13 protein-coding genes are annotated in these 22,310 nt (G+C 67.3%); 11 read left to right on the top strand and 2 right to left on the bottom strand.

Features of this window, described 5'->3' with window-relative positions:
* Positions 1 to 1,047, bottom strand: coding sequence for an ABC transporter ATP-binding protein (locus ACILR9_RS12230; protein WP_395710204.1), 1,047 nt, complete (start codon positions 1,045 to 1,047; stop codon positions 1 to 3).
* A gap of 238 nt (positions 1,048 to 1,285) precedes the next feature.
* Here ACILR9_RS12230 and ACILR9_RS12225 point away from each other — a divergent pair, with 238 nt between their 5' ends.
* The 3 genes from ACILR9_RS12225 to ACILR9_RS12215 all read left to right on the top strand — a co-directional run bounded on the left by ACILR9_RS12225 (position 1,286) and on the right by ACILR9_RS12215 (position 3,987).
* Complete coding sequence (locus ACILR9_RS12225; RefSeq protein WP_395710203.1) at positions 1,286 to 2,308, top strand: Gfo/Idh/MocA family protein; 1,023 nt, start codon at positions 1,286 to 1,288, stop codon at positions 2,306 to 2,308.
* Between the two features lie 87 nt (positions 2,309 to 2,395).
* Positions 2,396 to 3,562, top strand: a complete 1,167-nt coding sequence (locus ACILR9_RS12220) for a thiolase domain-containing protein (RefSeq protein ID WP_395710202.1) — start codon at positions 2,396 to 2,398, stop codon at positions 3,560 to 3,562.
* A gap of 5 nt (positions 3,563 to 3,567) precedes the next feature.
* Positions 3,568 to 3,987: a Zn-ribbon domain-containing OB-fold protein gene (locus tag ACILR9_RS12215; RefSeq protein ID WP_395710201.1), complete on the top strand. Its 420-nt coding sequence runs from the start codon at positions 3,568 to 3,570 to the stop codon at positions 3,985 to 3,987.
* A 27-nt stretch (positions 3,988 to 4,014) separates the two neighbouring features.
* Here the strand turns inward: ACILR9_RS12215 and ACILR9_RS12210 are convergent, their stop codons facing one another.
* On the bottom strand, positions 4,015 to 4,335 hold the full coding sequence (locus tag ACILR9_RS12210) for a DMT family transporter (RefSeq protein WP_395710200.1): 321 nt from the start codon (positions 4,333 to 4,335) through the stop codon (positions 4,015 to 4,017).
* A 218-nt stretch (positions 4,336 to 4,553) separates the two neighbouring features.
* Here ACILR9_RS12210 and ACILR9_RS12205 point away from each other — a divergent pair, with 218 nt between their 5' ends.
* From ACILR9_RS12205 to ACILR9_RS12170, 8 genes are all read left to right on the top strand, one after another.
* On the top strand, positions 4,554 to 7,478 hold the full coding sequence (locus tag ACILR9_RS12205; RefSeq protein ID WP_395710199.1) for an alpha-1,4-glucan--maltose-1-phosphate maltosyltransferase: 2,925 nt from the start codon (positions 4,554 to 4,556) through the stop codon (positions 7,476 to 7,478).
* Positions 7,475 to 10,774 (top strand): maltose alpha-D-glucosyltransferase, encoded by a 3,300-nt coding sequence (gene treS, locus ACILR9_RS12200; protein WP_395710198.1) that lies wholly within the window; start codon positions 7,475 to 7,477, stop codon positions 10,772 to 10,774. Before ACILR9_RS12205 ends, treS begins: the two co-directional genes overlap by 4 nt.
* Positions 10,771 to 12,948: a 1,4-alpha-glucan branching protein GlgB gene (gene glgB / locus ACILR9_RS12195; protein WP_395710197.1), complete on the top strand. Its 2,178-nt coding sequence runs from the start codon at positions 10,771 to 10,773 to the stop codon at positions 12,946 to 12,948. The genes treS and glgB overlap by 4 nt, the downstream gene beginning before the upstream one ends.
* Before the next feature lie 5 nt (positions 12,949 to 12,953).
* Positions 12,954 to 15,056, top strand: a complete 2,103-nt coding sequence (gene glgX / locus ACILR9_RS12190) for a glycogen debranching protein GlgX (protein WP_395710196.1) — start codon at positions 12,954 to 12,956, stop codon at positions 15,054 to 15,056.
* The gene (gene treZ / locus ACILR9_RS12185; protein WP_395710195.1) at positions 15,053 to 16,768 is read left to right on the top strand and encodes a malto-oligosyltrehalose trehalohydrolase; all 1,716 of its coding nucleotides are present in this window, start codon (positions 15,053 to 15,055) and stop codon (positions 16,766 to 16,768) included. The genes glgX and treZ overlap by 4 nt, the downstream gene beginning before the upstream one ends.
* Positions 16,765 to 18,693 (top strand): 4-alpha-glucanotransferase, encoded by a 1,929-nt coding sequence (gene malQ, locus ACILR9_RS12180; protein ID WP_395710194.1) that lies wholly within the window; start codon positions 16,765 to 16,767, stop codon positions 18,691 to 18,693. The genes treZ and malQ overlap by 4 nt, the downstream gene beginning before the upstream one ends.
* Positions 18,690 to 21,146 carry a malto-oligosyltrehalose synthase gene (gene treY, locus ACILR9_RS12175; RefSeq protein ID WP_395710193.1) on the top strand — a complete coding sequence of 819 codons (2,457 nt, stop codon included), beginning with the start codon at positions 18,690 to 18,692 and terminating at the stop codon, positions 21,144 to 21,146. Before malQ ends, treY begins: the two co-directional genes overlap by 4 nt.
* A 594-nt stretch (positions 21,147 to 21,740) precedes the next feature.
* A complete protein-coding gene (locus tag ACILR9_RS12170) occupies positions 21,741 to 22,307 on the top strand; it encodes a mechanosensitive ion channel family protein (RefSeq protein WP_395710192.1) in 567 nt (188 codons plus the stop codon).
* Positions 22,308 to 22,310: the final 3 nt, after the last annotated feature.

Genomic DNA, 22,310 nt, shown 5'->3' with positions numbered 1-22,310 from the left:
TCATTGGTTGATTGCGGGCAAGCGGCGTCCCGTCGCCCGATCGAAAACGTGCAGGTTGGCCGGCTCGGCGGCAAGCCTCACCGTTTCGCCGGCCCGCTTGACCTGACGCGGCGCCAGGCGGGCGATCACCGGCGTGCCGGCGACCTCGAGCGAGACCAGCGTGTCGGAGCCCAGCGGCTCGACCACGGTGGCCTGGCCTTCCAGCAGGGGCCGGCTTTCGGCCGCATGCCACAGGAGATGCTCGGGCCGCACGCCGATCAGCAGGTCCTGTGCCGCGCGATCCGTCCCGGGCAGGCTTTTCGCCGGCAGCGCCTCGGCGGGCAGGAGATTCATCGGCGGCGCGCCGATGAAGCCAGCGACGAAGACGGATGCCGGCGTCTCGTAGACGTCCTCCGGCGCGCCGATCTGCTCGATTCTGCCGTGGTTCATGATGACGATGCGGTCGGCGAGCGTCATCGCCTCGACCTGGTCGTGCGTGACGTAGATCGTCGTGGTTGCCACCCGTTCGCGCAGGCGCTTGATCTCGGTGCGCATCTGCACGCGCAGCTTGGCGTCGAGGTTGCTGAGCGGCTCGTCGAACAGGAACACCTTGGGATCTCGCACGATGGCGCGGCCCATGGCGACCCGCTGGCGCTGGCCGCCCGAGAGCTGGCGCGGCATGCGCTGGGTGAGTGCCTCGATGTCGAGGATACGCGCCGCCTCGTCGACCCGGCGCCGGATCTCCTGCCGGCCGAAGCCGCGATAGCGCAGCGAGAACGCCATGTTCTCGAACACCGTCATGTGCGGGTAGAGGGCGTAATCCTGGAACACCATGGCGACGTCGCGATCCTTGGGATCGAGCTCGTTGACGACCCGGCCGTCGATGGCGATCTCGCCCGCGGTGATGTCCTCGAGGCCGGCGATCATGCGCAGCAACGTGCTCTTGCCGCAGCCCGAAGGACCGACGAAGACGACGAACTCGTGGTCGGCGATGTCGAGATCGACGCCGTGCACCACTTCGGTCTGGCCGAACGACTTGCAAACGCCGCGAAGGTTGAGCCCGGCCACGTCTCTCCCTTCGGACCAGTCACCCCAGTGGTTGACCATACCACGCAGGCCACGATTGCGCTCATATTCTCCTCCCCAGCTTCGCTGGGGAGGTGTCGCCGTCATACGGCGACGGAGGGGTCATGGGCCATGATCCGAGATTCCTGCTTCGTGACCCATGACCCCTCCGTCCGCGACTACGCGGACACCTCCCCAGCGGAGCTGGGGAGGCGTATGAGGAAGCGGGGGAGGAATCACCATGCAAATCGGTCTGGCCGGATACGGCGCGTGGGGGCACATGCATGCGGCAGCGATCGGGCGCATCGACGGGCTGACGCTCGCCGGCGTGCTGTGCCACGGCGACCAATCGGCCGCGCTCGCCAGGCAGGAGCTGCCCGGCGTCGCGGTCCACCGCGATCTCGCGACGCTGCTCGCCGATCCGACGATCGAGCTTGTCGATATCGTCGTGCCCAATCATCTGCATGCCGCCATGGCGGTGGCAGCGCTCGACGCCGGCAAGCATGTGCTGCTGGAAAAGCCGATGGCCACCACCCTGGCCGATGCTGAGCGCGTGGTCGCGGCCGTCGACCGGTCGGGCCGCTATCTCGGCGTCGGGCTCGAGCTGCACGTCTCGAGGCAATGGGCCAAGGTGCGCGAGCTGATCGCCGACGGCGCGATTGGCCGGACGCACTACGCCAACCTGACGCTGTTCCGCCGCCCTTTCCGCGGCGGCTCGGGGAACTGGCGGCGCACCAGCAGCACCGTCGGATCGTGGATTCTCGAGGAGCCGATCCACTATATCGACCTTCTGCTGTGGTACTTCCGCGAGCGCGGCCTGCCCGTCGAAGTCGCGGCCGACGGCATCGCCTCGCCCGTCGGCGCCGGCATGTACGACGCCTTCACCGCGACCCTGCGCTTCGCCGACGGCGCCTATGCGGTGTTCTCGCAATGCCTCGGCGGCTTCGAGCATTCACTCGTGCTCGAGATCGCCGGCGATCAGGGGGCGCTGCGCACCTGGTGGTCCGGCGTCATCGATCGCACCCATACGCCCGACTTCGAGCTCAAGCTCCGGCGCGCCGGCGCCGAGACGGCGGAGATCATCGAGGTCAAGAAATCGGGCGAGGTGTTCGAGCTCGAGGAGCAGCTGCGCCGCCTGGTCGTCGACGTACCGGCGCGCACGCCGCTGGTCTCTGCCCGCGACGCCCTGCCGAGCCTGAAAATCTGCCTCGAGATCGAGCGCGCGCTCGCCGAGCGCCGGCCGATCAAGCTCGCGTGGCTGTAGCGATCGGGCAACCCGTCCATTCGGTGCGCGATATTCGGCGCGCAGCCTTCGTTGACGGCCCGGCGGCATTGTGGGGATCCTCGCGCCATGAACCTGCCCTTCGCCTACGTCACCGGCGCCTTCGAGCATCCGACGCGCCATGCCCCCGACAAGTCGATCGCCCAGCTGCATGCCGAATGCGCCCTCGGCGCCGTGGCCGATGCCGGGCTGAGCCTGGGCGACATCGACGGCTACTTCTGTGCCGGCGACACGCCGGGCGCCAGCCCGCTCTACATGGCGGACTATCTCAATCTGAAGCTCAGATGGCTCGACGGCACCGAGTCGGGCGGCTGTTCCTATCTCATGCATGTCGCCCACGCCGCCGCCGCCATTGCCGCGGGCCAGTGCAACGTGGCGCTGATCACCCTGTCGGGCCGGCCGCGCAGCGAGGGCCAGGCGACCGGCACGGCGCCGCGCGCCGGCAGCAGCAGCCAGGCCGACGAGCCGTTCGAGACTCCCTATCGGCCGACGATCGCGGGCATGTACGGCATGTTCGCCAAGCGCCACATGCACGAGTTCGGCACGACGGCCGAGCAGCTCGCCTGGGTCAAGGTGTCCGCCTCGCGCCACGCCCAGCACAATCCCAACGCCCTGCTGCGCAAGGTCGTGACGGTCGAGGACGTGCTTGCCTCTCCGGTCGTCTGCGACGGCATCCGCCGCCTCGATTGCTGCGTCATCACCGACGGCGGCGGCGCCGCCATCCTGACCCGGCCGGAGATCGCCCGGTCGCTGAAACGGCCGCTGGTCAGGGTGGCCGGGACGGGCCACACCATGCACACTCAGAACGGCGGCTATATCGATGCCGTCCGCACCGGCGCCGAGGCTTCCGGCGCGGCAGCGTTCGCCGAGGCTGGCGTGACGGCGCAGGACATCAAGTACGCGTCGGTCTACGACAATTTCACCATCATGGTCGTCATGCAGCTTGAGGATCTCGGCTTCTGCCCCAAGGGGCAGGGTGGCCGCTTCGTCGCCGAAGGCAACCTGATCTCGGGCGTCGGCCGCCTGCCGTGGAACACCGACGGCGGCGGCCTGTGCAACAATCACCCGGCCAATCGCGGCGGCATGACCAAGCTGATCGAGGCGGTCCGCCAGCTGCGCGGCGAGGCGCATCCCGCGGTGCAGGTGAGGAATTGCGATGTCGCGCTGGCGGCCGGCCCCGGACGGGTGGTCGGCAGCGGCCACGGTCACGCGACTGCCGTGCTGATCCGGGAGTGATGCCCATGACGACGAGACCCATCGCCACCTCCCCGATCAGCGACGAGACCTTCCGCAATCTCACTGCGGCGGCACCGGAGATTCGGCCGTTCTGGGAGGCCGCCCGGCGCGGCAAGCTGCTGCTCGCCCATTGCACAGCCTGCGATCGCCCGCACTGGTTTCCGCGCGTCGTCTGCCCGATGTGCAGCAGCCGCGACGTCGACTGGCGCGAGGCGTCCGGCCGCGGCACGGTCTACAGCGTCAGCGTGGCGCGCCGCGCCTCACCACCGTACGCCCTGGCCTATGTGACGCTCGACGAGGGCCCCACGATGCTGACCAACATCGTCGACTGCGACATCGATGGCGTGGCCATCGGGCAGCAGGTGAAGGTCGTATTCAAGGGACGGCCCGACGCCCTTCCCGCGCCGATGTTCACGCCCCTCTGAGGGCGCGACCCTGAGGGCGCGAGGTCGTCAAGGAGCGCTGGACAGTTTCATCATCACGATGCCCGCCACGATGAGGCCGGCGGCAAGCAGACGCAGCGGCGTTGCCGCTTCACCCAGGACGACGACGCCGACCGCGAAAGCGCCCACCGCACCGATTCCGGTCCAGATAGTGTAGGCCGTGCCGAGCGGCAGTGTCTTCATGGCAATCGACAACAGGGCGAAGCTGGCCACCATCGTGACGAGGGTGATCGCGGTCGGTCCAGGCAGGGTGAACCCCGCCGACTTCTTCATGGAAAACGCCCAGACGACCTCCAGCACTCCCGCGCACACAAGAAACATCCAGGCCATGGCTCAAGCTCCTCGAGGAGCCGGGTCGTCCCGGACGTTGATGTTTGGAAAGAGAGGTCGTCCTCTCATGCTATATCTAAGTGCCTTGGTTCCCGATTCAAGCAGGGCATCCGCGCTTGAACGCGATCTTCTGATGGTTACAGGGAACCATTGGGGCTGCCGCGCCTTATTTCTCCATGAGTTCGCGAGGGCTGGCGACGGACGCGCCTGTAACGGGGGTGTGCGAGGGAGCGAAGCTTGGCTTCGCGCCGGCCATTTATTACCTGCTGCCTGCGCTCGCGGGGACAATCGGCGATTGGACGCCTTATCTGGAGCACGCGCACCGGCTTGGCTTCGATCATCTGGGGCTCCCTCCCCTGTTTGCGGCCGACCGCGGCCTCACGACCGACTTCGAGGCGGCAAACCCGGTTCTGGGGGCGGGTGACAGCGCCGATGGCGCCGCCACGCGCATTGCCGAGCTGTGCGACCGACACGCTTGCAAGGTTGCCGTTGACATCGTCCTCGACAGGATCGCCAACCGGGGACCGGCCAGCGCTGCGACGTCAGCCTTCGCGTCGCACGCATCAGCTGCGACGCTCGATCCGCGGGTTGAGCCCGCGATCCGCCGCAGCCTGTTCGCCAATCTCGACGATCCCGAAAGTCGACGCGCCTTCGAGCAGATGTGGATCGACAGGCTCTCGCGTCTGGCGCACAGTGGGGTTGCAGCCTTTCGCCTGATGGGGCTGCAGAACGTGCCGCCGGCCGTCATCGCCGCAATCATCGCGGGGGTGCGCGCGGCCGCGCCCTGCCGCTTCCTCGGCTGGACGCCGGGGTTGCCGTGGCCGGTCCTGTCCGGTCTCGCCGGCACCGGTCTCGACAGCGTCTTTGCCTCCCTCCCCTGGTGGGACGGACGCGCCAGCTGGTTCGTCGCGGAGCACGAAATCCTTTGCCGCATCGCGCCGGTGATCGGCATGGCAGCGGCGCCCTCCGAGGAGGGCGCGGTCAGCCACGCCACGGGCCAATCGCGTCACAATCTCGAGGTCGCCGCCGCGACCAGCGCGGGATTGCTCGTCTCCGCGGAGGCCGACGAACAATCGGACGACGACCTTGCGTCGGCATTCGACCTGTTCAGGCGCCTGTGCCGGGACGAACCCGACCAATGCCTGCAGAGCCTGACCGGGCCGGGCGAGCCCGTCACGGTCTTGCGCCGCGGCCAGCATCTGGTGCTGATCAACCCCGATCCGGCTCGCGAGCATGGCTACCGCGATCAGACGCTGGCGCCGGCCGAGGTTCGCGTGCTCCGCACCCCGCGGTGTGCGCCGATCGTCGGGACGTTCGCCCCGACGCTGCGATCGGCGATCGCCTCGAGCCGTATCGTCATCGACAAGGTCAGCCCGCAGATCGACGCCGGCCAGTTCGTTCCCCGCCGCCTGCTCGATCATCCGGTCATCGTCGAGGCCGACATCTTCATGGACGGCCATGACGTGCTGGCTGCCGAACTGCAGTGGCGGGCAGCCGACCAGACGGAGTGGCAGGCGGCCCCGATGAGCCATCTCGGCAACGACCGCTGGCGCGCGCGTTTCACATCGGACCGCATTGGCCGCTGGGAGTTCGCCATCGAGGCCTGGCTCGACGAGCTCGCAAGCGTGCACCATGCCCTCACGCTCAAACGCGCGGCGGGCGTCGACACGGCGGTCGAGGAGGCCGAGGAAGCCCAGCTCACCGCCCATCCTGCCCGACGCAGCTTCGCCTGCCGCTCGGCCGTCCTGCCAGTCGACATCGAGCGACCGCAGGCGGCCTTCGCCAGCTGGTACGAGATGTTTCCCCGCTCGGCGACGCGCGATGCGCGACATCCCGGCACCCTCGCCGACGTGATCACCGAGCTGCCGCGCATCCGCGACATGGGCTTCGACGTGCTCTACTTCCCGCCGATCCATCCGATCGGCACCAGCCATCGCAAGGGCCGCAACAACAGCCTGACCGCCGGCCCCGACGATGTCGGCAGCCCCTACGCGATCGGCAGCCCGGACGGCGGCCATGACGCCTTGCATCCCGCGCTGGGAACGTTCGAGGATTTCCGCAAGCTCGTCGCCGCGGCGCGCGCCCACGGCCTCGAGATCGCCCTCGATTTCGCCATCCAGTGCTCGCCCGACCATCCCTGGCTGCGCCAGCAGCCCAACTGGTTCCGCCGCCGTCCGGACGGCACCATCAAGTACGCCGAGAACCCGCCCAAGAAATACGAGGACATCGTCAACGTCGATTTCCATGGCAAGGGCGCCACGCCGTTGTGGCAGGCATTGCGCGACGTCGTGCTGTTCTGGACCGGCGAAGGCGTGCGGCTGTTCCGGGTCGACAATCCGCACACCAAGCCCCTGCCGTTCTGGCACTGGATGATCGCCGAGGTGCGCAGCCGGCATCCCGACGTGGTGTTCCTGGCGGAAGCCTTCACGCGGCCCAAGATGATGTACCGGCTGGCCAAGGTGGGCTTCTCGCAATCCTACACCTACTTCACCTGGCGCAACACAAAGTACGAGCTCACCGAGTACATGACGGAGCTGACGACGACCGACGCCGTCGACTATTTCCGGCCGCACTTCTTCGTCAACACGCCCGACATCAACCCGATCTTCCTGCAGACCTCCGGCCGCGCCGGGTTCCTGATCCGCGCCGCTCTCGCCACCACCCTGTCCGGCCTGTGGGGCATGTATTCCGGCTTCGAGATCTGCGAGGCGGCACCCCTGCCGGGCCGCGAGGAGTATATCGATTCGGAGAAGTACGAGATCCGCGTGCGCAATTTCGCTCAGCCGGGCAACATCGTCTCCGAGATCGCCAGCCTCAACCGCATCCGGCGAGCCCATCCCGCGTTGCACAGCCATCTCGGTCTCGCCTTCTACAACGCCGACAACGAGCAGGTGCTCGTCTACGGCAAGGCTCTGCCCTCGCACGAAGACATGATCTTCGCCGTCGTCAGCCTCGATCCTCACCATCCGCAGGAGGTCGGCTTTGAAATTCCGCTGTGGGAATGGCGCCTGCCCGACAATGGCGCACTCGAAGCGGAGGACCTCATGACCGGCCGGCGATTCAGGCTCGCCGGCAAGCACCAGCATCTGCGGCTCGATCCGTCAGGGCTGCCCTTCGTCCTGTGGCGGATCTGGCCGCAATGAATGCGCCCACGCCCGAATTCGCCCGCACGCTTGCGCAGGCGTCCGATCCGCTCTGGTACAAGGACGCGGTCATCTACCAGCTGCACGTCAAGTCGTACCTCGATTCGAACAACGACGGCGTCGGCGACTTTCCCGGACTGATCTCCAGGCTCGACTACATCGCCGATCTCGGTGTCAACACGCTGTGGCTGCTGCCGTTCTATCCCTCTCCGCGGCGCGACGACGGCTACGACATCGCCGACTACCGGGCGATCCATCCCGAGTACGGCAAGATGTCCGACTTCCGCAAGTTCGTCGCCGAGGCCCATCGGCGCGGCCTGCGCATCATCACCGAGCTGGTCATCAACCACACGTCGGACCAGCATCCCTGGTTCCAGCGCGCGCGTCGCGCCAAGCCCGGCTCGTCGGCCCGCAACTTCTACGTCTGGGCGGACAACGACCAGGGCTACCAGGGCACGCGCGTCATCTTCGTCGACAGCGAGCGCTCGAACTGGACCTGGGATCCGGTGGCCAATGCCTTCTACTGGCACCGCTTCTATTCCCATCAACCCGATCTCAACTTCGACAACGAGCGCGTCGTCGAGGCGGTGCTGCGCGTCATGCGATTCTGGCTCGACATGGGCGTCGACGGCCTCCGGCTCGACGCCGTGCCCTATCTGGTCGAGCGCGAAGGCACCATCAACGAGAACCTGCCGGAGACGCATGCCGTGCTGAAGCGCATCCGGGCCGAGATGGACAAGTCGCACCCCGACCGCATGCTGCTCGCCGAGGCCAACCAGTGGCCGGAGGACACCAAGGACTATTTCGGCGCCGGCGACGAATGCCACATGGCGTTCCATTTCCCGCTGATGCCGCGCATGTACATGGCGCTGGCGCGCGAGGATCGCTTCCCGATCACCGACATCATGCGCCAGACGCCGCAGATTCCCGACAACTGCCAGTGGGCGATCTTCCTGCGCAACCACGACGAGCTGACGCTCGAGATGGTGACTGATTCGGAGCGCGACTACCTGTGGCAGACCTACGCCACCGACCGGCGCGCGCGCATCAATCTCGGCATCCGCCGCCGGCTGGCGCCACTGCTGGAGCGCGACCGCCGCCGCATCGAGCTGATGAACTGCCTGCTGATCTCGATGCCCGGGACCCCGGTGATCTACTACGGCGACGAGATCGGCATGGGCGACAACATCCGGCTGGGCGACCGCGACGGCGTGCGCACGCCGATGCAATGGTCGCCCGACCGCAATGGCGGCTTCTCCCATGCCGATCCGGCGACCCTCGCCCTGCCCGCGATCATGGACTCGCTCTATGGCTACGAGGCGGTGAACGTCGAAGCGCAGCTGCGCGACCGCCATTCGCTGCTCCACTGGATGCGGCGCATGCTGTCGGTGCGTCGCACGCACAGCGCCTTCGGCCGCGGCGGCCTGCGCTTCCTTTACCCGAAGAACCGCAAGGTGCTCGCCTATCTGCGCGAGCTCGACAACGAGAAGATCCTGTGCGTGGCCAACGTCTCGAGCACGCCGCAGGCGGTCGAGGTCGACCTGTCGGAGCACGCCGGTCGCGTGCCGATCGAGCTCAATGGCGGCTCGCTGTTCCCGCCGATCGGGCAGCTCACCTACCTGCTGACCCTGCCACCCTATGGTTTCTACTGGTTCATCCTGGCCGAGACGAACGACGAGCCGCACTGGCACACGCCGGCGCCCGAGCCGCTGCCCGACTACGTCACCATCGTGATGCGCGACCGCCTGCTCGAGGCGGTCAACCAGCCCGTCGCCACACAGCTCCTGGAACGCGAAGCGCTGCCGCCCTATCTCGCCAAGCGGCGATGGTTCTCGGCCAAGGGACAGTCGTTGTCCTCGGTGCGGATCGCCTACACCACGCGCCTGCCGGGAGACGGCCGCGAGATCGTGCTCGCCGAGATCGAGACCGTGACCGACGGCACGACCAGCCGCTGGCAGTTGCCGATGTCGATCACCTGGGAGGAGGAGCAGCAGGCCGCCTTGCCGGGGCAGCTTGCCCTCTCGCGCGCACGGCGCGGCCGGCGCATCGGCCTGCTGACCGATGCCTTCACCCTGCCGGAGTTCGGCCGGCAAATGCTGTGCGCCCTGGCCGACGGACAGTCGATCGAGACGTCCGAGGGGCAGATCGTCTTCGAGCCGACGGCGGCAACGACCGACTCGCTGCGCTGCAAGCCCGACGCCGCCGTGCTCTGGCTCACCGCCGAGCAGTCCAACAGCTCGATGATCGTCGACGACTCGGTGATGCTGAAGATCTTCCGGCGCGTCGCCCCCGGCGCCCATCCCGAGGCGGAAATGAGCCGCTACCTGACCGCCCACGGCTTCTCCAACTCGCCGTTGATGCTGGGCGAGGTGCGGCGCATCGACAAGGACGGCAACAGCCAGTCGCTCGCCGTGGCGCAGAGCTTCGTGCGCAATCAGGGCGACGGCTGGTCGTGGACGCTCGACCAGTTCAAGCGTGCGCTGGTCGACTTCGCCACCCACGGCGAGGCGCCGGAGGCCCACCGTGAGGGCGTCGAGGACTACATCTCCTTCGCCGGCATGGTCGGCATGCGGCTCGCCCAGATGCATGCCCTGCTGGCGCAGCCCAGCGAGGACAAAGCCTTCGAGCCGGCCGAGGCGACGGCCGAGGACGTGGCCGAGTGGATCGCCCAGGCCGAGTCTCGTCTCGACGCTGCCTTCGACGTGATCGCCCATCGCAAGAGCGGCGAGAATCCGGCCGACGACGCTGTCGCGGACGCGCTCGTCGGCTCGCGCGACACGCTGCGCAGGGCCCTTGCCGAGAGCATGAGGAGCGGCGAGGGCAGCGTCGTCTGTCGCATCCATGGCGACTTCCATCTCGGCCAGATCCTGGTCGCCACCGGCGATGCCTACCTCATCGATTTCGAGGGCGAGCCCGGACGCCCGCTGGCGGAACGGCGCGCCAAAATGAGCCCGCTGCTCGACGTGGCAGGCTTTCTGCGCTCGCTCGACTACGCGGTCGCCACCACGCTCGATCCCAAGAAGCTCGCCGCGGCGCCGCTGCCGGAGTCCGAGCGCGCCCGCTTCGTGTCGCGTCTGCGCGATGGCGCCGAGAAGGCTTTCCTCGATGCTTATTACGCCGGCCTCAAGGACGAGCTGGGACTGGCCAACCGCGATCTGCTGACCTGTTTCATGATCGCCAAGGCCGCCTACGAGATTGCTTACGAAGCGGCCAATAGACCGACTTGGCTGTCCATCCCTCTGCAGGGCCTGGGCCGGCTGGTCGCGGGTCTGCTGCTGGCCGGGGAGAAGCGATGAGAGCCGCGCTCGCTCTGGCCGAGGTCCAGGCCATCGCGGAAGCCCGCCACGGCGATCCTTTCAAGGTGCTGGGCCCGCACGACGCGACCGATGGCCGAATCGTGCGCGCCTTCCTGCCCGGTGCCCGCGCTGTCGAGGTCGTGCGCCGCGCCGATGGCGCCACTTTGGGACGACTCGAGCAGATGACGAGGGAAGGCCTGTTCGAGGGCAGCGTCAGCGATCACGCCCCCTATCTGCTGCGCATCACCTGGCCCGGAGCGATCCAGGAGACGGAGGATCCCTACTCGTTCGGGCCGCTGTTGGGCGAGCTCGACCTGCATCTGTTCAACGAAGGGCGGCATTTCCGCCTGGCCGAGGCGCTCGGCGCCAACGCCATCACCCTCGAAGGCGTGGCGGGCATCGGCTTCGCCGTGTGGGCGCCCAACGCGCAGCGCGTCGCCGTGATCGGCGATTTCAACAGCTGGGACTCGCGTCGCCATCCGATGCGGCTGCGCTATCCGGCCGGGGTGTGGGAACTGTTCGTGCCGCGGGCTTCCGCGGGCGCGCGCTACAAGTTCGACATCATCGGCGCAGGGGGAATCCCGTTGCCGCAGAAGGCCGATCCGCTGGCGCAGCAAAGCGAAGCGCCGCCGCGCACCGCCTCGATCGTCCGTTCGCCAAAGGAGTGGACGTGGCAGGATGGTGCCTGGATGGCCGAACGCGGTCGACGCCAGGCGCCCGACCAGCCGATCTCGATCTACGAGGTCCATCTGCCGTCCTGGATGCATGCTGAAGGGTTGCCCGGATGGAATGCCGCGGCGGAACGGCTGATTCCCTACGTCCAGGACATGGGCTTCACGCACCTCGAGCTGCTGCCCATCACCGAGCATCCGTTCGGTGGCTCGTGGGGCTATCAGCCGCTCGGCCTGTTCTCGCCGAGCGGCCGCTTTGGAACGCCGTTGGAGTTTGCGGCCTTCGTCGATCGCCTGCATCGCGCCGGCATCGGGCTTATCCTCGATTGGGTGCCGGCCCACTTTCCGACCGATCCGCACGGCCTGGCACGCTTCGACGGCACGGCGCTCTACGAGAATCTCGATCCACGGGAAGGCTTCCATCGCGACTGGAACACCTACATCTACAATTTCGGCCGCCGCGAGGTGCAGGGGTTCCTGATCGCCAGCGCGCTGCACTGGCTCGAGCGATTCCATGTCGACGCGCTGCGCGTCGACGCCGTCGCCTCCATGCTTTATCGCGACTACAGCCGCAATCCCGGCGAATGGGTGCCCAACGTGTTCGGCGGACGCGAGAATCTCGAGGCTGTCGACTTCCTGCGTCACCTGAACAGCGTCATCGCCGAGCGTTGCGCCGGCGCCGTGGTGATCGCCGAGGAATCGACAGCATGGCCCGGTGTCACCAGCCCGGTCGCCGACGCGGGCCTGGGCTTCGGCTACAAATGGAACATGGGCTGGATGCACGACACGCTGCGCTACATGGCGCGCGATCCGATTCATCGCGCCTACCATCATGACGACATCACGTTCGGTCTGCTCTATGCGTTCTCCGAGCGCTTCATGCTGCCGCTGTCGCACGACGAGGTGGTGCACGGCAAAGGCTCGCTGATCGGCAAGATGCCGGGCGATCGCTGGCAGCGCTTCGCCAACCTGCGCGCCTATCTCGGCTTCATGTGGACGCATCCCGGCAAGAAGCTCCTGTTCATGGGCGGCGAGATCGCCCAGGAGCGGGAATGGAACCACGATCGGGAAATCGACTGGTTCCTGCTCGGCGACCCGGCGCATGCCGGCATCCAGCGCCTGGTGCGCGACCTCAATCATCTCTACCGGGGCGAGCCGGCCCTTCATCAGCGCGATTGCGAGGCGGCGGGCTTTCGCTGGCTGATCGGCGACGACCGCGCCAACTCGGTGTTCGCCTTCCTGCGCCAGGGCGCGGACGGGACCCAACCGGTACTCGTGGTCTGCAACATGACGCCGGCACCGCGGCACGGCTACCGCGTCGGCGTGCCGCGGGCTGGCAGCTGGCAGGAGATCGCCAACACCGACTCGCGCTTCTACGGCGGCAGCGACATGGGCAACGGCGGCGGCGTGAGCACCGCACCGATCGCGGCGCACGGCGAAAGCCAGTCGCTGGAGCTGGTTCTGCCGCCCTTGTCGACGATCGCGCTGCGCGCCGCGAGCTGACTCGCATGGCGGCTCGCCCTGACCGCCTGCTGCGCGGCTCGCCCTATCCGCTGGGCGCGACCTACGATGGCCTCGGCACCAACTTCGCCGTGTTCTCGGCCAATGCCAGCGGCATCGATCTCTGCCTGTTCGACCAGCAGGGCCGGCGCGAGATCGCCCGACTGCCGATGCCGGAGCACACCGACGAGGTGTGGCATGGCTACCTGCCGGACAGCCCCGCCGGGCTGGTCTATGGCTACCGCGCCCATGGACCATACGACCCGCAGGGCGGCCATCGCTTCAATGCGCACAAGCTGCTGCTCGACCCCTACGCAAGGCGGCTGGCGGGGTCGCTCAAGACGGTCGAAGCGCTCTACGGCTACCGGGTCGCCTCGGCCCGCAGCGATTTGTCGTTCGACCGCCGCGACAGTGCACCCGCCATGCTGAAAGGCGTCGTCACCTCGGAGCTGTTCGACTGGGCGGACGACCGGCCTCCCAACACCCCGCTGTCGGACACCGTCATTTACGAAGCCCACCTGCGCGGCCTCAGCATGCAGTTCCCCAACCTGCGGCCGCGCGAGCGCGGCACCTTTGCCACCCTGGGCGAGCCTGCCGTCATCGACCATCTGCGCCGTCTCAGCATCACGGCGGTCGAGCTGATGCCGGTGCATGCGTTCGTGCAGGACAGCCACCTGCTCGAGAAAGGTCTGCGCAATTACTGGGGCTACAACACGCTGGGCTTCTTCGCCATCGAGCCGCGTTACCTGGCGAGCGGCACGACCGACGAGATGCGCGTGGCGGTGCGTCGCCTTCACGCCGCCGGCATCGAGGTGATCTTGGATGTCGTCTACAATCACACCGCCGAGGGCAGCGAGCTCGGTCCGACCCTGTCGTTCCGCGGCCTCGACAACGCCAGCTACTACCGGCTGCTGCCCGATAATCCGCGTCATTGCATCAACGACACCGGCACCGGCAACACGCTGAACCTTTCGCACCCGCGCGTGTTGCAGATGGTCATGGACTCCTTGCGCTACTGGGTGAGCTCGTATCACGTAGACGGATTCCGCTTCGATCTCGGCGTGACGCTGGGCCGCGAAGGCAACGGCTTCGACCCGGGGGCGGGGTTCTTCGACGTCGTGCGACAGGACCCCGTGCTGTCGCGGGTCAAGCTGATCGCCGAGCCCTGGGATACCGGGCCGGGCGGCTATCAGCTCGGCCAGCTTCCTCCCGGCTTCTCCGAATGGAACGACAAGTTCCGCGACGGCGTCCGCCGATACTGGCGCGGCGACGATGGCCATCGCGCTGTTCTCGCGGACTGCGTCGCCGGTTCGAGCCAGATCTTCGAGAATCGCGGCCGCCGTCCCTATTCCTCGATCAACTATGTTGCCTCGCACGACGGCTTCACCCTGCTCGACACGGTGAGCTACGCCGAACGCCACAACGAAGCCAACGGCGAGGACAACACCGACGGTCACGCCGACAACTTCTCGGCCAATTGGGGCGTGGAAGGGCCGACCGACGACCTTTCCATCGTTGCGCTCCGCCGCCGCCTGCAGCACGCCATGCTCGCTACGGTCCTGTTGTCCCAAGGCACGCCGATGCTGATGGCCGGCGACGAGTTCGGCCGCACCCAGCGCGGCAACAACAACGCCTACTGCCAGGACAACGAAACGTCGTGGATCGACTGGACCCAGGCCACGTCACCGGAAGGACGTGCCCTCACGGGCTTCGTTGCCCGCCTGATTGCGCTCCGACACCGTCATTCGGTGCTGCGCTGCAATCATTACCTGCACGGCCGGGAAGAGATCCTCCCCGGCATCCGCGACATCGACTGGTTCGACGAGAACGCCGCCCCTTTGTCGCACGATGCCTGGAACAATCCGCTGGCACACCTGCTGACGTTGCGCCGCGCCGGCCGCGACAACGGCAGCGTGACCATCCTGACCTGCTTCTTCAATTCCGATGCGGAGGATCGCGAATTCCGCATTCCAAAGCCGCTGCCCGTCCGCCTCCTGATCGACAGCGCGGCGCCTCACGAGCCGGAGCACGATCTCGCCGGCGACCGCGTCACCGTGAAAGCGCGCAGCGTGTTGCTGGTCCGCAGCATCATTGGACACGACGACACATGACGGCGCTCTCGTTCGGGACGACGGTGCTCGACGCCGCCCGCACGCGATTTCGGCTGTGGGCGCCGGCGCTCCACGAGGTCGACCTCGAGGTCGACGGGCAGCCGGCCCTCGCCATGACGGCGTGCGGCGACGGCTGGTTCGAGACCGAAGCCGCCTGCGGGCCGGGCGCACGCTATCGCTACCGCCTTCCGAACGGCCTCGCCGTGCCCGATCCGGCCTCGCGCGCACAGGCCGACGATGTCCACGGACCGAGCCTGGTGGTCGACCCGAATCGATATGCCTGGCGCAGCACCGGCTGGCGCGGTCGCCCGTGGCGGGATTGCGTGCTTTACGAGCTGCACGCCGGCCTGTTCGGCGGCTTCGACGGCGTCAAGGCGGCGCTGCCGCGGCTGGCTGCGCTGGGAATCACTGCCGTCGAGCTCATGCCCGTCAGCGATTTCTCCGGCACGCGCAACTGGGGATACGACGGTGTCCTGCCGTTCGCGCCTGATCGCGCCTACGGATCGCCGGACCAGCTCAAGGCGCTGATCGATGCCGCGCACGAGCTGCAGATGATGATGTTCCTCGACGTCGTCTACAATCACTTCGGGCCGGACGGCAACTATCTGACGAGCTACGCGCCGCAATTCTTTCGCGACGATCTGCGGACGCCGTGGGGGCCGGCGATCGATTTCCGCCGGCCGCAGGTCCGCCGCTTCTTTGCCGAGAACGCGCTCCACTGGGTGCAGGAGTATCGCTTCGATGGCCTGCGGCTTGACGCCGTCCACGCCATCAGCGAGCCCGACTGGCTGGACGAGATGGCCGCCGAGGTGCGGTCGTCGGTCGAGCCGGGACGCCATGTCCATCTGGTGCTGGAACATGACGGCAACGAGGCGAGCCATCTGCGCCGCGACTTCACGGCGCAGTGGAACGACGATGCTCATCACGCCCTGCACGTCCTGCTGACCGGCGAGCGCGACGGCTATTACAGGGACTACATCGATGCCACGCGCCACCTCGCGCGCTGTCTGAAGGAAGGCTTCGCCTACCAGGGCGATCCGTCGGTCCATCGCGACCGCCAGCCGCGCGGCACGCCGAGCGCCGATTTGCCGCCGACGAAGTTCGTCGTGTTCCTGCAAAATCACGACCAGATCGGGAATCGTGCCTTTGGCGACAGGCTCGCCAGCCTCGTCGACCGCGAGGCTCTCGAGGCGGCGGTGGCGCTCCAATTGCTGGCGCCCAGCATCCCGTTGATCTTCATGGGCGAGGAAACGTTCGAAGAGCGGCCCTTTCTCTTCTTCACCGACTTTCACGGCGAGCTGGCGACCGCCGTGCGGGAAGGCAGGCGGGATGAGTTCCGCCACTTCGCGGGATTCGCGAGCGCAGAGCTCAGCGATCCCAACGCGCGCGAAACCTTCGATCGTTGCCGCTTGCCGGGGGTCGGAGACGACGGCTTTTACCGCACGCTGCTGACGCTGCGCCATCGCATGTTGGCGCCGAAGCTGGACGGTGCGCGCGCGCTCGACTCTCAGGCGATAGGCCCCGGCGCCGTATTCGCACGCTGGCGCCTGGGCGACGGTTCGGTGCTGACGATCGCCGCCAATCTTGCGACGGAGGCCTGCGACTTCACTGGCCCCGGAGCAGCACCGCTCTACGAATCACGAGCGGGTGCATTGTCGCAAAGCACCCTGCAGGCCCGCAGCACCGTGGCCTTTCTCACCCCGCCGTCATGAGCGACGCCCCGGTCCGCGATCTGGCCCGTCGCGCCGGCCTTGCCGTTTCCTGGACCGATGCCGGTTCGCACCGCCGCCATGTCGGCATCGGGACGCTGCGACACATCCTGGCGGCGCTCGGCCTGCCCTGCGCCTCCGCCGGCCAGCGCCGTGAAAGTTTCGAGCGGTTGACCCGACAGCGCGCAGCGGCGCGCCTGCTGACGGCCACCGCAGGCATGCGGCTTTCGTTGCCTCAGCCGTACCAGGACGCCTCGGCCGAGATCGTCTACGAGGACGGCTCGCGCGACAGCTTGCGTCTCGACGCCGGCCGCCTGCCTGCCCTCGACAGGACGGGCTATCATCGCCTGCTTATCGGCGGGCATGAACACCCGATCGCCGTCGCTCCCCGACGCTGCCTGACAGTCTCTGATCTCGTGCACGATCGCCGGCCGTGGGGCCTGTCGGTTCAGCTCTACAGCCTCAGCCGCGACGGCGATGGCGGCATCGGCGATACGACGGCGCTTGCCGACCTGGCGACATCCGCCGCCCGGCATAGCGCCGATGCCGTGGCGCTGAGCCCGACGCACAGCCTCTTTCCCGAGGATCCGACGCGCTTCAGTCCCTACTCGCCGTCGTCGCGGCTGTTCCTCAATCCTCTTCTCATCGATCCGGCGGCGGTCCTGGGCCGCGAGCGAGTAAGCAAGGCCGCCACGGACGCAGCCGCCGCACCGGCCGATCGTCTGATCGATTGGCCGATGGCCGGCAATGCCAAGTATTGCCTGCTGCGTCAGCTGTTCGACGACTTTGCCCAAGACGAGTTGCGTCAGGATTCACCCCTTGCCCGAGACTTCCAGCGCTTCGTCCAGGATCGCGGGGAACCCCTGCGCCGGCATGCCGAGTTCGAGACGGCGCGCGCGCTGCAACCGACATCGCCACAGTTTCCCCTGTTCCTGCAATGGCTCGCCACGGGGGCGTTCGCCGCCGCTCAGAGGACCTGTCGCGACGCCGGCATGCGGATCGGCCTGATCAGCGACCTGGCGGTCGGCCTCGATCCGGCCGGCAGCGACGTCGCGACGCGACCACAGGACTATCTCCTCGGCCTCAGGATTGGCGCACCGCCCGACCTGTTCAATCCGCGCGGCCAGGATTGGGGCCTGACGACTTTCTCGCCGGAGACGCTGCTCGCGGAGGGTTTCGCCCCCTTCGTGGCGACCCTGCGCGCTGCGTTGCGCCATGCGGGTGGCGTGCGCATCGATCACGCCATGGGTCTCATGCGCCTGTGGCTGGTGCCCGACGGTGCCTCCCCGACAGAGGGCGCCTACCTCAGCTACCCGCTCGACGATCTGCTGCGCCTTGCGGCGCTCGAATCGCATCGTCACGGCGCCATCGTCATCGGCGAAGATCTCGGCACTGTGCCGCCGGCGTTTCGCAGGCGCTGCCGCGCCGCCGGCATCGCCGGCATGGACGTCCTGTGGTTCCAGCGCGACGGCCGGCGCTTCCTGGCACCGCGTGAATGGCGTCCCGAAGCCGTTGCCATGACGACGACGCACGACCTGCCGACCGTTGCCGGCTGGTGGCGTGGTGCCGATCTTGAGCTGCGACGCGACCTGGCCGGCCTTGGCGAGGACGAGGCGAGCCAGCGCGAGGCGGACCGCACCAACCTGTGGCAGGCCTTCGAGGATGCGGGCGTCGCCGGCTCATCGCAGCCGCCGCTCGACGCCGAGCCCGTCGTCGATGCGGCCGTCGGGTTCGTTGCCGAAGCGGCCGATGCGCTGGCGCTGGTGCCGCTGGAGGATGTGCTGGGCCTGGTCGACCCACCCAATCTGCCCGGTACGATCGACGAGCATCCCAACTGGCGGCGGCGCTATGCCATGCCGGCCGCCGATCTCCTCAGCGGGCCCGCGGCCCGGCGCCGTCTCGCCCTCATCGCGAAACATCGCGCGTGATCCCGCGGGCAACCGTGCGGCTTCAGCTGCACAAGGCATTCACCTTCGCCGACGCCGCGGCGATCGTCCCCTACCTCGCCCGCCTGGGCATCAGCCACCTCTACACCTCGCCGATCGCGATGGCGCGGCCGGGCTCGATGCATGGCTATGACGGCATCGATCCGTCACGAATCAATCCAGAGCTCGGCGGCGACGCCGGCTTCGAGCAACTGGTCGGCACCGCGCAGCGCCACGGCCTCGGCGTGATCATCGACATCGTGCCCAATCATCTGGCCGCCAGCCTCGACAATCCATGGTGGCTCGATGTTCTGACCTACGGCCGCAACAGCCGCTACGCCAATGCCTTCGACATCGACTGGGAGGGCGACGATCCGCTGTTGCGCGACAAGGTGCTTCTCCCTTGGCTGACCCAGCCCCTGTCGGATGCGCTGTCGTCGGGCGAGCTGGACATCGTCACGCGCGCCGACGGCAGCCGCGGACTGCGCCACGGCGCGACGACCTTGCCGCTACAAGGGCATGGGACGCTGTCGACGACGCTTCTCGAGCAGCAACCGTACCGGCTCGCCTGGTGGCGGACCGCCGGCGATCGCATCAACTGGCGGCGCTTCTTCGATATCAACGAGCTGGTCTGCCTGCGCATGGAGGATCCTGAGACTTTCGAACGCGTGCATGCCCTGCCCGCGCTCCTCTATGCCCAGGGCATGATCGACGGCGTCAGGGTCGACCATGTGGACGGCCTCGCCGATCCGGCCGGCTACTGCCAGCGATTGCGCCAGCGTCTCGACGCCGCCGATCCGTCGCGCCCGTACATCGTGGTCGAGAAGATCCTGATGCAGGGCGAGCTCCTGCCGTCGTCGTGGGGTTGCGACGGCACGACCGGCTACGAGTTCATGGATCAGGTGAACGCGCTGCAGCACGACGCGGCCGGCGAGGCCGTTCTCAAGAATTCCTGGGCGGCGCTCAGCGGCCGTTCTCGCGATTTCGATGCCGAGGAGAAACTCGCCCGCCAGGAAATCATCGCCCGCAGCTTCGCCGCGCCGCTCGAGGCCTGCGCTGTCGCCTTCGAGCGCGCCGCCTGCATGACCGATCTCTCGCGGCCGTCGCTCCGCCGGACACTGAAGCTTCTGCTGGTCCACTTCCCGGTCTATCGCGGTTACGGAACGCCGGACGATGGCGCAGCGGTCGACGTGGCATTTGCCGGCGCCCGGCAGTCCGTCCTGCCGAACGATGCGTTCACGTTGGCGACCCTCGAGAGATGGTTCCGCGATCCCGGTCCGATGATCGCGCCGCTGCGGCGTTTCCAGCAGCTGAGCGCACCGATCGCGGCCAAGGCAGTCGAGGATACGGCGTTCTATCGCTACGGTCCGCTGCTCTCGCGCAACGACGTCGGCTTCGATATCCGCCAGTTCAGCCTCTCGCCGGACGCCTTCCATCGCCACATGATGCAGCGCCAGCCGACGGGCCTGTTGGCAACGGCGACGCACGATCACAAGCGCGGCGAGGACGTCCGGGCGCGCTTGGCGGTGCTGAGCGAGCGCGCGCCCGAATGGACGCGCTTGCTGGCCCGCTGGACCACGGCACTCGACCCTCTCCGACGCGATGGCATGCCGACCGCCGCCGACCTCGCGATGCTGCTGCAGATGGTCGTGGGAGCGTGGCCCCTGGACCTCGCCCTGACGGACGCGTCGGGACGCGCCGAGCTCGCGGGCCGGCTTGCCGCATGGCAGGAGAAGGCGCTGCGCGAGGCCAAGCTCGCCAGTGACTGGAGCGCCCCGAACGAGCGCTACGAAGCGGCCGCCCGGACCCTGACCATGAGGCTGGTCGGGGGTGCCGACCCAGGTCCGTTGCTCGAGGAGATCTTTGCCTTCGTGCAGTCGATCGCACCGGCCGGCGCTGTCAACAGCCTGGCCCAGGTGATGATCAAGCTCGCCGCGCCGGGCGTTCCCGACCTCTACCAGGGCACCGAATATTGGGATTTCAGCCTGGTCGATCCGGACAATCGCCGACCGGTCGATTATCCGACCCGCATGCAATCGATCGACCAGGCCAGACCATCGTCATGGCGCAACGGCGCCCTGAAGCAGGACCTGATCCTCCGCACCCTGTCGCTGCGCCGCGCATGGCCTGATCCCTTCATCCACGGAACCTACGAACCTGTTCGCATCGAAGGCTTTGGGGCGGATGCCGCCCTGGCTTTCTGCCGGCGTGCCGGCGCGGATTTTGTGCTGGTCCTCGTCCCGCGCCTGCCGACCGGCCTTCAGGTCGATGGAACTGGCCCCTGCCTTAAGCTCGAATGGCCTGACCTGCGCCTCGATCTGGCGTCGTCCGGGACGCTTTTCGACGTGCTGGAGAATTTTCAGCCTGTCAGCCTGCACGCCGGAATGACCCTGAAGGAGCTTTGCGGGCGTCGCGCCTTGGCCCTTTTTTCCACACGGAACAGTCTACATTGTTAGTGTAGAATCAAATTCTCGCGGCGGCGTGGAACGCAGACACGCAGCTCACGCACGGGAGCCGGGGCAGGGAGGACAATAAAATGGGCCCCTCGAAGCGGAAATCCGTCAGCTAGCGGCCATGACCTCACGGTGCGTAGGTAGCGAACCATGGCCAGCCGGAGTGGCGTCCGGCCCGCGAGTGCACATCAGTCGGCCAACTGCGCGACGCTACGTTTCGCCAGAGCCCGTCTCCGCAAGTCACTAATATCTCCTTCAATCTGGCGCAGTTGAGCGAGCTTGTGCATTTGTTGCTTCAAGGACGCTGCGCGGCGGCTGAGCGCCAGCTCCTTGAGCGCGGCCAATTCAGACGACAGCCTCTGCTTGGCCTGCAGTACGCGGGGTCCGGGGATTTTCATGCCCTACTAACGCCGCAAGGTGTGACTTGGTTGCAACATCCTGATGACCACAAAAAAGGGCCAGCAACCTTCCTACGGGCCGAGAGTTGTGCAGTTCCGGAATCTTGCGAGAAGGTTTCATTCAGCCATCGACCCTCCCTTGCCGCAACCTCGCCAACCTGGCCGGCGTTAGCGTTGCTCGAAGGGGATGGGCGTACCGATGACTCTTGAAGCAGAGCAAGCCGTCAGCACATTGCTGACGCTGATCACGACCTATGGGCTACGCGTCGTTGGCGCGATCGCGGTTCTGATCGCGGGTTGGATGGCGTCGCGGTTGCTGTACCGTTTGATCGAGCGCCTGTGCGGCAAGGTCCGCAATATGGACCAAACCCTGGTCCTGTTCTTCGCCAATGCCGCGCGCTATGCAACGCTCGCCTTTACGTTCGTTGCCGTGCTGACGACGTTCGGCATCGCGACCACCAGCTTCATTGCTGCCTTCGGGGCGATCGGGCTCGCGGTCGGGCTCGCCCTGCAAGGCACGCTCAGCCATTTCGCGGCCGGCATCATGCTGGTCGTCTTCCGCCCGTTCCACATCGGCGATGAAATTGCGACCGGCGGAGCGGAAGGAAGGATCGTCATCGTCAACGTCTTCTACAGCGAGCTCGAGGCGCCCGACGGCGTGCGCGTCGTCATCCCGAACGGCAAGCTGTGGGGCGAGATCGTCAAGGTGACGCGCCGAAGCAGCGACGCCGTTCGCCGACCGCCGCTCAAGACCGCTCGTCTCTAAATA

The sequence above is a fragment of the Reyranella sp. genome (genome assembly GCF_044224635.1).
Lineage (GTDB): Bacteria > Pseudomonadota > Alphaproteobacteria > Reyranellales > Reyranellaceae > Reyranella.
The sequence above is the reverse complement of the archived record's forward strand: the minus strand, read 5'-3'. Positions and strand labels throughout refer to the sequence as shown.

Coding starts and splice junctions, on each gene's coding strand:
- treZ (WP_395710195.1), top strand. CDS start 15,053: ATGACGGCGCTCTCGTTCGGGACGACGGTGCTCGACGCCGCCCGCACG.
- ACILR9_RS12170 (WP_395710192.1), top strand. CDS start 21,741: ATGACTCTTGAAGCAGAGCAAGCCGTCAGCACATTGCTGACGCTGATC.
- ACILR9_RS12210 (WP_395710200.1), bottom strand. CDS start 4,335: ATGGCCTGGATGTTTCTTGTGTGCGCGGGAGTGCTGGAGGTCGTCTGG.
- ACILR9_RS12215 (WP_395710201.1), top strand. CDS start 3,568: ATGACGACGAGACCCATCGCCACCTCCCCGATCAGCGACGAGACCTTC.
- ACILR9_RS12225 (WP_395710203.1), top strand. CDS start 1,286: ATGCAAATCGGTCTGGCCGGATACGGCGCGTGGGGGCACATGCATGCG.
- glgX (WP_395710196.1), top strand. CDS start 12,954: ATGGCGGCTCGCCCTGACCGCCTGCTGCGCGGCTCGCCCTATCCGCTG.
- treS (WP_395710198.1), top strand. CDS start 7,475: ATGAATGCGCCCACGCCCGAATTCGCCCGCACGCTTGCGCAGGCGTCC.
- ACILR9_RS12220 (WP_395710202.1), top strand. CDS start 2,396: ATGAACCTGCCCTTCGCCTACGTCACCGGCGCCTTCGAGCATCCGACG.
- glgB (WP_395710197.1), top strand. CDS start 10,771: ATGAGAGCCGCGCTCGCTCTGGCCGAGGTCCAGGCCATCGCGGAAGCC.
- malQ (WP_395710194.1), top strand. CDS start 16,765: ATGAGCGACGCCCCGGTCCGCGATCTGGCCCGTCGCGCCGGCCTTGCC.